This window comes from Rhizobium sp. SVR5-9E (assembly GCF_056755095.1).
In genome coordinates, this window is the sequence record NZ_JBNDHS010000144.1 from 1 (window position 1) to 11,014 (window position 11,014).

Genomic DNA, 11,014 nt, shown 5'->3' on the forward strand with positions numbered 1-11,014 from the left:
TCTCCTGGCTGCGAATACGCTTGATGGCGGTGCTGGGGCGGATACGCTGCGGGGTGGCCGTGCGAACGACACATACATTGTCGATGATCTAGCCGATATCATTACCGAAGCCGCCAATGCAGGCACCGATCTGATCAAGACGGCGCTTTCGACTTATGCGTTGACCAGTATCGCCAATGTCGAGAAGTTGACCTTTACCGGCTCCGGCGATTTTGTGGGAACCGGGAATGCCCTGGTCAACGTCATCACCGGCGGTGCCGGCAACGATACGCTGGATGGTGGCGCCGGCGCCGACACGTTGATCGGCGGCGCTGGCAACGACATCTACATCGTTGATAACACCGCCGACGTTGTCACCGAAGCGGCCAATGCGGGCATTGACGAAATCCGTACCTCGCTTGCGACCTATTCGATAGCCGCACTGGCCAATGTCGAGAACCTTGCCTACATCGGTGCCGGCAACTTCTCGGGCACCGGCAATGCACTCGCCAACACGATCACCGGCGGGGCCGGCAATGACGCGCTGAACGGTGGGGCAGGGGCAGATCTCATGATTGGCGGCTTGGGGAACGATACCTACATCGTCGATAATGCAGGCGATACCGTCGCTGAAGGCGCTGATGGCGGCATCGATACCGTCAAGACGGCGCTCGCCAGTTATATGCTGGGCACCAACATCGAAAACCTGGTTTCGACCGGAACAGCAGCCTTCAGCGGGACCGGCAATGCGCTTGACAACCTTATCGTCGGCGGTAAGGGCTCGAACACGCTAACGGGTGGTGCAGGCAACGATATTCTCACTGGTGGAGCGGCGGCCGACTTCTTCGTTTATTTGCCGAACTGGGGCCACGATACGATCACAAACTTCCTGGCAACCGGCACGGCGCATGACACAATCAAGATAGATCACATCGTCTTTGCCGATTGGGCGTCGCTTCTCGCCGCATCCAACCAGTCTGGCAGTGATACGCTCATTACAGCCGATGCGAACAATACCATCACGCTGCAGAACGTGCTCGTATCAAGCCTTCAGTCAGGGGATTTCCAGTTTACGTGATCTTCGCGTGGACTTCCCGGCGGGAAATCCTGTCGGGGAGGAGTGGGGCGAAGTTCTATTATTGCGACGATCTGCTTTGACCTGCGTCCCCGGATGTCCTCGGTTTGAGGTACTCGGCTCACAGAATTGAGGTGCTCCGCAAGCCTCGTGGAAACCGGTGCGCCGACTAGCGGCTGGCGCGTTCAGATCTGGCGCCGCCGGCTTGCGCGAGTTTTTAGATGCTCTCGCCGATTGGCGATGTTCGTTCCGCTTATTCATCGGGGACGTTCTGAATTCCCAGACGAAATGCTGCTGCCGTCGCGCTTTCCCAAAGAACAATACCGAAGTTGTTATCTCATACTTAGGCTTCGGATGCTGTGAATATCGGTCGCTGTTGTAACAATTTGATCGGACATTTGCAAAAATCGAGCAGAACGGTTTAGATGTGCTTCGGGGATCGCGAGGGGAAGTGCAGTGAGCATTCCGCAGGGCGTCTATAAATACCGTTCGACTTCGTTTTTTCAACGGTGCCGGCGGGTCATTCTTTGCGCCACGCTCGTTTTGTCTTCCGGATGCGGCGGACATCCAAAGGATGTGCTGGTGCCTGTTGCGGACTCCTCGCCCGGCTCCAGCCGCGTGAACATGCTGATTGCGACGACGCGGGCGCTCTCCACCAATCGCGGCGAGATGTTCACGGGCGAAAGAGCCCTTGCTCCAGCCTTTGCCGACATCACCGTTTCAATACCACCTGCAGGCGTGCGCAAGGTCGGCGACGTCGCGTGGCCGAAACGGCTTCCGTCAAACCCGGCGACTGATTTCGCAACCCTGAAGGCAGACGAGATTAGTATAGAGCAGGCAAAGACCTGGCTTAACGCCGCCGTCCGCAAAAGCCCCGATCACAGCGCGTTCGTGTTCATCCATGGGTTCAACAACCGGTTCGAGGACTCCGTCTACCGATTTGCGCAGATCGTCCACGATTCAGGCGTCCACAGCGCGCCCATCCTAGTGACATGGCCATCGCGGGGCAGCCTGCTCGCCTATGGATACGATCGCGAAAGCACCAACTATACGCGCAACGCCCTGGAAAAACTGTTTCAGTATCTGGCGAACGATAAAGAGATAGAGGAAGTCTCCATCCTTGCGCATTCGATGGGCAACTGGCTGGCCCTCGAAGGCTTGCGCCAAATGGCGATACGCAACGGCGGGCTGCCACCAAAATTCAAGAACGTGATGCTTGCCGCTCCGGACGTCGACGTGGACGTGTTCCGCTCGGAGATTGCGGACATGGGCAAGCAGCATCCCCGCTTTACATTGTTCGTGTCGCGCGATGATCGCGCGCTTGCCTTCTCGCGCAGGATCTGGGGCGACATCCCCCGGCTTGGATCGATCGATCCGGAGCACGCTCCCTACAAGGAGGAACTCGAAGCCAACAAGATCGCCGTGATCGACCTCACCAAGGTGAAAGCCGGCGACAGTCTCCACCATAGCAAGTTCGCGGAATCGCCAGAGATCGTCCAGCTCATCGGCACGCGCATTTCCGAAGGCCAGACACTGACCGACAGCAGGATGGGTGTCGGGGACCAGCTTATTGCCGGAACGACTGGAGTGGCTGCAGCTGCTGGCAGTGCGGCAGGTCTCATTCTCGCGGCCCCGGTTGCGGCAGTGGATCCGGATACCCGAGCCCACTACGCTGATCACTTGGCTAGCATGACCGGGCAGACGAGCGGGCAGCAAAGGGCGGCACCGAAGTGCAGTTCGAGCGGAGCGGCATCGCAGGGACGAGCGTGTGCCGTGACGCAGTGATGATGGGCGGAGGGCCAGGCCCCAGATGAAGGAGAAGTTGATGACGATGGCGCAGACATACCTGAAGCTTGGGTTCTCGCTGACCCTGGCAGCATTGGCGTCCACGGGGGTACAGGCGGCCGATGTATCGCCTCTCCTGACGCAGGATCCAAAGCCCGCCGAAGCCGCGGATGGCTGGACGTTCTCAATCGCTCCGTATTTCTGGATGGCCGGGCTATCGGGCGATACGGCGCAGTTCGGGCTTCCCACAGTGCACATCGATGCCGATTTCGGCGACATCCTGGACAATCTCGATTTCGCGCTCATGGCGGCGGGCGAAGCCCGATACGACCGTTTCAGCGTCATCGGCGATGTCATCTACACGAAGCTGTCTGCCAATGGCGAAACGCCGTTTGGCGTATTGGCGAATGATGTCGATGTCACCGCGAAGACGTTTGCCGGGCTTCTTGGCGCCGGCTATTCGCTCCTCGAGGGCCCGTCGGGGAATCTCGATATCGTCGGCGGTATTAGGCTCTGGTCGGTTGACACGGAACTTTCGTTTAATGGCGGCCTGCTCAACGGCCGGGATGTCAGCGACAGGGCCACATGGGCCGATGGTATGGCCGGCTTTCGCGGGAAATATTTCTTCACGCCGGAGGTCTATCTGACCGGATGGGGACTGGTCGGCGGCGGCGGAGCCGACATCGACTGGGACGTCGCCTTGGGCGTCGGCTACGATTTCAACAACTGGATTTCAGCCATTGCCGGATATCGAGCGCTCGGAGTTGATTATAGCGATGATGGCTTCGTTTTCGACGCTGTCCAGCAAGGCCCGATCCTCGGGCTCGCGATAAAGTTCTAGCCACGCGATCAAGGCGCGGTTTGCTTCGAACTCGAATTCGACCGGATGTTCCATCCGCGATTTTGCGGAGGCCAAGGGCGAGGCTGAATGCTCGCAAAAATCCGACGACCCCGTCGCGTTGCGCCCAGTATGTCGAGCTGTTTGAGGCATTGACGAACGAGCTTGAAGCAACGATCAAGTCCGCTCGGATGATGCGGCATTGTTTCCAACGATCTGATGGCAGAATTTAATAGATCGATTGGCTGTCCATCGTCGGTCTACTGTATGTTACTGTTAAATACGCTGTCGTTTTCCGTGCCCTGACCACCTTGTCATGTGACGGCTAGGTCGCAATATCGGGATTGCGTCATAAATAGCTGTGGACCAACTGTATGAGCGCACTGGCAATTGGCGGAATGGTCTTCGTTTGTCTCGGTGCGGCGGCCGGGTTCGGAATGCTCATGCGGTTCCGGCTGCCGCAGCATCATCTCAGCGTTGACTCTCGGGATGTAATCAAACTCGCGACGGCTGTCGTCGGCACGCTTTCGGCATTGGCGTTGGGTTCCTGATAGCTTCTGCAAAGACGACTTTCGACGATGCTGAAACCGAGCTTCGGACATCGACGGCGAGAGTGCTTCTCCTCGACCGTGTCATGATTCACTACGGCCCGGAAACGGCGGAGGCTAGGCGACTGCTTTCACAACTCGTGGAATCGCGGTTGCAATTCGACTGGCCTGCCGCCGCTGATGGCGCGGGCCAACAGAGCCGCGATGAGATCAGCATTGAGCCTATCCAGGCCCAATTGAGATCATTGAAACCCGGCACTGACGCCCAACATTTGCTGCAAGCCCGCGCCATAGAAGTCAGCGGGGACATTGCCGAGGCCCACTGGCTTGTGGTCGAGAGTGACGGCGAGAGCCTGCCTATTGCCTTCCTGGTCATTCTGGCGTTCTGGCTCGCACTGCTGTTCTTCACATTCGGTCTGCTCTCGCCGGTCAACAGCACCGTTGTCGGCATGCTGATCGTCTGCGCGCTGTCTGTAGGAGGTGCGGTATTCCTAATCATCGACATGGCTCATCCCTACCTCGGGGTCATCCAAGTTTCCGAGGAACCGTTGCGGAATGCGCTCAGCCGATTAAGTGCGCACACGGGGGCGTAGTTGCCGACGTTTGTTACCGTAACATACGTTGATTGTCGTTCGCTTTTGGCGATCATCGACCAATTACGGATGTCGCCGGCGGGGCGACGCCGTCGATACATGCGCCTATGAAGTCTCGCCATCACGACACGATGCATGGATAGCTGAATTTCTGCTCGGGATTGGATTTTCGTGGGTCAATTAGGCTTTTGCATTCGGTGGCGCAATGCTCCTTACGTTCCTCTTCCAAGAAGCGCCCCGTCGATCCCAGCCATCCCGCGGCAGCCGACAACCGCAGGAGGCAACTGATCAAACTTGGCCTCGTGAAGTAATCACCTTAATCAGACGGAGATGAGGACGATGCGCATGTCTACGGGGAAAGCCTACTTGTTCGCCTCTACCATCCTGGCCTGCGCTGCGACCTCCGCTGCCGCTCAGGAGAGACAGGCCTATTTCGGCGAAACGCACGTCCACACCGGTTGGTCGTTCGACGCCTACATCTTCGGAAACACCAAGAGCACGCCGGCAGATGCATACAGGTATGCCAAGGGAGAGACCATAAAGCATCCGCTTGGCTACGACATCAAGATCGATACGCCGCTCGACTGGATGGGCGTCACCGACCATTCCGAATATGTCGGGACCGTCGCGCTTGCGAACACGGCCGGTTCCGCGATCAGCAAGCTTCCGATCGCGCAGAAGCTGATCGTGAAGGATCCGGCGGATATTACGCGCATCTACCTCTGGCTAGGAGGTACGATTGTCGATAAGAAGCCGATCGAGGAACTGATATCCCCTCAGGTCGCCGGCTCCGTCTGGAAGCAGAACGTCGATATCGCCGATCAGGCGAACGAACCTGGCAAATTCACGGCCTTCTGTTCCTACGAGTGGACCTCGACGCCGAACAACCGCAATATGCACCGCAATGTCTTCTTCCGCGACTGCGCCAAGGTTCCGGAGGTACCTTATAGCTCGATTGATTCAAGCGATCCGTCGGACCTTTGGAATTGGATGGATGGCCAGCGCAAGGCAGGCAACGAGCTTCTGGCGATTTCTCACAATGCCAATCTCTCCGACGGTCATATGTTTCCGACGGACATCGATGAGAAAGGCCGTCCCATCGATGCTGCCTGGGCAGCATCGCGTGACCGCAATGAACGACTGAGCGAGATCAAGCAGATCAAGGGAGCGTCGGAAACCCATCCGACGCTTTCACCAAACGACGAGTTTGCCAATTTCGAGATTCTGACCTATCTGCTCGGTGATCCCGCAGGCCGCTTCCCGACGATCTCCGGAAGCTACATACGCCAGGCTCTCAAGGACGGCCTCTCGATGATGGAGGCGCGGGGCTACAATCCCTACAAGACAGGCTTTGTGGGCGGATCGGACTCTCACAACACAGGCGTGCCCTATCGTCAGGATAATTTCTACGGTGGCCATGCGCGCAATGATGGCGAGATCAAGCAGCGCATGTCGGGCTACGTGTTTGCAGGCCTCGATGTCAGGCTTGAGAACCCCGCTGGACTGACCGGAGTTTGGGCCGAAGAAAACACCCGCGCTTCGCTTTTCGATGCCATGCAGCGGAAGGAAACCTTCGCCACGAGCGGTCCGCATATCAAGGTCCGGTTCTTTGGCAGTCCCAACGTGGTTGACGTCGGCAAGCCGGATTGGATTAAGGCGGCCTACGCAAGCGGCGTCCCGATGGGCGGAGACCTGCCGCCGCTCGGAGAGGCCAAAGCGCCGTCATTTGCAGTTTGGGCAGTGAAGGACCCGACGTCCGGCAACCTCGACCGTGTCCAGATCGTCAAGGGCTGGACAAAGCACGGACAAAGCTTCGAGAAGGTCTTCGACGTCGCCTGGGCTGGAGACCGTACGCCTGATGCCTTCAGCGGCATCGTCCCGCCGATCGGAAGCACCGTGAACATCTCCGAAGCCAGTTACACCAACACAATAGGCTCGGTCGAGTTGAAGGGGGCCTGGACCGATCCTGAATTCGACCCGAGCCTCGACGCGTTCTATTATCTGCGCACCCTGGAGATCCCGACGCCACGCTGGACCACGATCCAGGCAAAGGAACTTGGCATAGCGCCTCCCGACAACGTCGCGGCGACGATCCAGGAGCGGGCGTGGAGTTCTCCGATCTGGTACACGCCCACCCAGGAACTAAGGGCCGCCGCAAAAAAAGGCGTCACGGTTGCCGATCTGAAGCAGCGGGGGGCTTCGGCGCTGGATGACGCGGCACTCACCGACCTTGTCGTCGGCAAGTCGAGCTGGGTTCGGAACAACGTGACCGGCGAAGTCTTCAACATCACATGGACCGCCTCCGGCCAACGGCTCGTCGCCAACGTCAACGGAGCAATACCGAAGCCTAGCGAGATAGGTGATGTGTTGCATGGTGGCCTGACGGGATCCGGCACAGCTTACGCCATTAAAGACGGGGTCATCGTGACCACCTTGGGTAATGCGCCGTACGAGGCGACCGTCTACAAGCTCGGCGATAAATATTACGCCGCGCGTAGCAACGAGTTCGGCTACGCGAACTACGAGGTCGTGCCGACACCACAGACTCTCGATCCGTTGACACAACAGAAAGCGCCTTTCTGATGCGGTGGCGCGGTTCCATGGTCGGAACATCCAATGGAGGTTGACCGAATGGCAACGAAGTCGATGTTCAGCCAAACATCGGTCTGGCTGCTTTTCAGCCTCTGCTGGTCGATGCTCGCTTTTGTTGGCGAAGCCCGGGCCTGTGCTATCTGTTTCTCTGGGCTTGTGGTAACTCCGGGACAAAAGCTCGACGCTGCAGACGAGGCCGTTTTGGCTGCCCCTTTGGCCAGCGGCCCGGGACAGTTCCGCATTGTCGAAATTGTGAAGGGGGATGGAGCTGTAGGCGACCTCATAGTTCAGCCCGGCCTGTCGGCCCAAGCCTCTGAGGCAGTGATGTCTATAGACGGTCTGACCGTCGACGATGAGGCACCCACGACGCTGGACGAAAAACCCCTCTTGCTTCTTCGCGATAAGGTGTCTGAGAAGTGGATGAGCCTCGGGGCGATGCGCGCCGACTATGCCGAATGGCTGCAACGGCTCGCGGAGACGAAGCGCAGCGGTGAGGGGCGCCCGAAGAGAATCTGGCCGCAATTGACGCTTACATCGTCGTACCTGACGGACGAGGAATGGCGTGAGCGCGTTGGGGTCGTCGCGCCGCAACTCGAAAGCACTGAACCGCTCGTCGCCGAGATCGCATACGGGGAACTCGTGCGGGCTCCCTACGGCGCGATCCGACTTCTCAAGCCCCAGCTTGACGCTGCGAAGATCGCGACCTGGACCAATGATCCGAAACTGGCGTCCCGGCGTGCGGCATATACGCTGTTACTAGGCATAGCGGGCGGTCCGGACAGCGCGACGGAGCTCGAGCGGCAGATCGACGAAGCCCTGAGAACGCGGGATACGACCAACCTTTCGGCCATGCTTGCTGCTGATCTGGAATTGCGCGGCGCTTCACGCGTCAACTGGATTGAACAAACGTACTTCGCCGACCGACAGCGCACTCTGCCTGAGATCCAGGCCGCCTTGCTCGCGCTCAGTGTCCATGGCGGCGCAAAAGGTGCGGTGCCGCGCGCAAGGGTGATCGAGGCCTATCGTTACTTCATCAAGGCGCGCAATCCGATGGCAGGCTTCGTGGCCATGGAACTGGCCGATTGGGAGGCCTGGGACGCAACCGCGGACTATATTGCCGTCATCCGGGCGAAAGCGGTCAAGGATCCCGCCGAACAGTTTGCAATCCTGAGTTATCTCCAGCGCAGCCCACTTACTGCCGCCCAAGCGGGGTTGCGGCCCGTCGCCGAACAACACGAATAGGTGTCCGATGAAACTGCTGCCAATCGCGCCGGAGCCTTCGGGTGGCGGACACTACGCCCCGAAAACGAAATGGCAGCGGTTTCTCGGCGAGCCGCTCCTGCACTTCGTCATCGTGGGTGTTGTTCTGTTTGGAGCCTATCGCCTCGTCAGCCCCGAACCGGAAGAAAGCGTCGACCCGAAGAAAATCGAACTGACGAAGGATGATGTCCGTCAGCTTGCAGTGACATGGCTTGCGCAAGGGCGGCCACCACCGACATTGAATCAGTTGCGTTCTCTCATGGATGAGAAAGTCACGGAGGAGATCCTATTCCGCGAGGCCATCGCCCTTGGTCTCGATCGTGACGACCAGATTATCAAGCGAAGGCTGGCGCAAAAAATGGACTTCCTGGCCGCGGACCTTGCTGCGCTCGATGAGCCGAGCAATGCCGAACTCAAGAAATGGTATTCGAAGAACTCGGAGCGCTTCGTGCTCTCGCCGCATGCGAGCTTCCGCCATTTGTATTTCTCGTTCGACAAACACGGCGAGGCTACCCGCGAGGTCGCTGCGGCCGCTATCGGTGCCGTATCCGGTAAGCCTGCGGATTCGCCGGAAGTCGCGTCAATCGCCGACCCGTTCATGTTCCGGAACTATTATGGCGACGCAACGCCCGACCAAATGGCAAAGGAGTTCGGGCCTGACTTTGCCAAGGCGCTGTTCAACCTGAAATCAGGATCGTGGCAAGGGCCTGTGCAGTCCGGCTATGGCTGGCATCTGGTTTGGATCGGTTCGATCGAGGCCGGGCGCGTTCCGGCCTTCGAGGAGGTTGCCCCTGCTGTCAAAACAGCATGGATGGACGAGCGCTACAACGAGGTCAAGCGGACCGCGTTTCAGGAAATGCGTTCCCGCTACGTGGTGATCCTGCCCTCCGTCGTTCCGGATGATTTGCTGGGCCTGCAAATGCCTGCTGGATCCAACGATCAGCTCGAGGTCTCCGCGCAATGAGCCGCCGGATGCTGCTGCCCTTGTTGCTCTGGCACTTACTCTTCAGCGGTATCCTGGCGGTTATGGCGTTCATGTCGAACGCCGCTGCCCACGAGATAAGGCCTGCCTATATCGAGATCGTACAATCGAGCCCCAGCCGTTACACCGTCACGTGGCGAACGCCCATGCTGTCCGGCATGCGCCTGCCGGTCGTATTGCGGTTTCCGGACAGTGTGCGCAACGTGACGGTGCCAGCCGAGCGCAACCTGCCAGATTCGCTGGTTGAATCGCGGGTCATCGAGACCGAAGACGGACTTTCGGGCAAGCGGGTCGAGTTCGTCGGCCTTCAAGCAACCATTACCGATGTGTTGGTCCGGGTCCATCTGATGGACGGCTCCGTCTCGACCAGCATGGTCCGGCCCTCTCAGCCGTGGGTCGAGATCGCTGCCCGGCCGGCGCGCCTTGATGTGGCCAAGACGTTTGTCATGCACGGCGTCGAACATATCCTGCTTGGCTATGACCACCTGTTGTTTGTCCTCACATTGATCTTCATCGCACGTAGCTGGCGGGCACTGCTGCTGACCGTGACAGCGTTCACAGCAGCTCATTCGATCACGCTGACCCTTGCCACACTCGGTTTCGTGCATGTTCCCGGACCACCTGTGGAGGCGGCGATAGCCTTCAGCATCCTCCTGCTTGCCTGTGAGATGATCCGTATTCAGAAGGGCCAGGCCAGTCTCACGGCGCAACGGCCGTGGATGGTCGCATTTGCTTTCGGTCTGTTGCATGGGCTCGGCTTCGCTGGTGCGCTGTCAGACCTGGCGTTGCCACCCGGGGACATCCCGCTCGCCTTGCTGTTCTTCAATGTCGGCGTAGAGATCGGGCAGTTGATGTTCATTGCGATCGTGATCTTTGCGGTTGGCCTGGTACGGAAGGTGAACTGGGCTCCGTATGTCGGTCGCGGTGCGTTTTTTGCAGCGACCTATGTAATCGGCACGATGGCATCGTTTTGGTTCATAGAGCGTATTATGGCATTTTAGGCAATCCATCCGATCGGCGGTAGGGCAAACTATCCGCACTGTCACATGTCCGATCGAAAGCATCATCAGATTGCGTCATCTGACTTCAACCAAGATCGGCGCGACTTGAAATGTTACGAGATGCCGTGGATTCCTTCTGGCCCACAAAGCAGAAATGGTTCTCGCACACGCGATCCGACGGGTTCTTGATTTTAAAAGTCTCGGTGTGATCAGGCCCCCCGCAAGCAATCTTCCTATCCGCAAAAAGCCCGCCTAACTGGCGGGCTTTCTGCGTTGCAGGGTCACGGTCCTCACTGCGCTGGTGCGGGGTCGATGGCGATGCCCGAGGCGCGCAGGCCGCTGAAGAGTTTCTGCTGATCTT

The 11,014-nt window shown here is 58.7% G+C and carries 8 protein-coding genes and 1 pseudogene; 8 read left to right on the forward strand and 1 reads right to left on the reverse strand.

Annotation, left to right across the window (positions count from 1 at the left end; all coding sequences use genetic code 11):
* The 8 genes and pseudogenes from ACPYOJ_RS32410 to ACPYOJ_RS32445 all read left to right on the forward strand — a co-directional run.
* Positions 1–1,057: calcium-binding protein (locus ACPYOJ_RS32410; RefSeq protein WP_481419909.1), on the forward strand; the 1,057-nt coding region annotated here is incomplete at its 5' end.
* A gap of 453 nt (positions 1,058–1,510) precedes the next feature.
* Positions 1,511–2,839 carry an alpha/beta hydrolase gene (locus ACPYOJ_RS32415; RefSeq protein WP_481419910.1) on the forward strand — a complete coding sequence of 443 codons (1,329 nt, stop codon included), beginning with the start codon at positions 1,511–1,513 and terminating at the stop codon, positions 2,837–2,839.
* A gap of 40 nt (positions 2,840–2,879) precedes the next feature.
* Positions 2,880–3,680 carry a hypothetical protein gene (locus tag ACPYOJ_RS32420; protein ID WP_481419911.1) on the forward strand — a complete coding sequence of 267 codons (801 nt, stop codon included), beginning with the start codon at positions 2,880–2,882 and terminating at the stop codon, positions 3,678–3,680.
* A 371-nt stretch (positions 3,681–4,051) separates the two neighbouring features.
* A pseudogene (locus tag ACPYOJ_RS32425) lies at positions 4,052–4,818 on the forward strand (bestrophin-like domain).
* A 345-nt stretch (positions 4,819–5,163) separates the two neighbouring features.
* Entirely contained in the window at positions 5,164–7,401 is a 2,238-nt protein-coding gene (locus ACPYOJ_RS32430; protein WP_481419912.1) for a DUF3604 domain-containing protein, read from the forward strand.
* 333 nt (positions 7,402–7,734) lie between these two features.
* Positions 7,735–8,652, forward strand: coding sequence for a hypothetical protein (locus tag ACPYOJ_RS32435; RefSeq protein WP_481419913.1), 918 nt, complete (start codon positions 7,735–7,737; stop codon positions 8,650–8,652).
* Between the two features lie 7 nt (positions 8,653–8,659).
* Positions 8,660–9,634 carry a peptidyl-prolyl cis-trans isomerase gene (locus ACPYOJ_RS32440; protein WP_481419914.1) on the forward strand — a complete coding sequence of 325 codons (975 nt, stop codon included), beginning with the start codon at positions 8,660–8,662 and terminating at the stop codon, positions 9,632–9,634.
* Positions 9,631–10,653 carry a HupE/UreJ family protein gene (locus ACPYOJ_RS32445; RefSeq protein WP_481419915.1) on the forward strand — a complete coding sequence of 341 codons (1,023 nt, stop codon included), beginning with the start codon at positions 9,631–9,633 and terminating at the stop codon, positions 10,651–10,653. Before ACPYOJ_RS32440 ends, ACPYOJ_RS32445 begins: the two co-directional genes overlap by 4 nt.
* Before the next feature lie 85 nt (positions 10,654–10,738).
* Here the strand turns inward: ACPYOJ_RS32445 and ACPYOJ_RS32450 are convergent.
* Positions 10,739–11,014, reverse strand: a 276-nt coding sequence (locus ACPYOJ_RS32450; RefSeq protein WP_481419916.1) for a hypothetical protein, incomplete at its 5' end; no start/stop codon positions are given.

What these genes read in the sequence shown, in the direction of transcription:
- ACPYOJ_RS32445 (WP_481419915.1), top strand. Translation starts at nt 9,631, where the DNA reads ATGAGCCGCCGGATGCTGCTGCCCTTGTTGCTCTGGCACTTACTCTTC.
- ACPYOJ_RS32435 (WP_481419913.1), top strand. Translation starts at nt 7,735, where the DNA reads ATGTCTATAGACGGTCTGACCGTCGACGATGAGGCACCCACGACGCTG.
- ACPYOJ_RS32420 (WP_481419911.1), top strand. Translation starts at nt 2,880, where the DNA reads ATGACGATGGCGCAGACATACCTGAAGCTTGGGTTCTCGCTGACCCTG.
- ACPYOJ_RS32440 (WP_481419914.1), top strand. Translation starts at nt 8,660, where the DNA reads ATGAAACTGCTGCCAATCGCGCCGGAGCCTTCGGGTGGCGGACACTAC.
- ACPYOJ_RS32430 (WP_481419912.1), top strand. Translation starts at nt 5,164, where the DNA reads ATGTCTACGGGGAAAGCCTACTTGTTCGCCTCTACCATCCTGGCCTGC.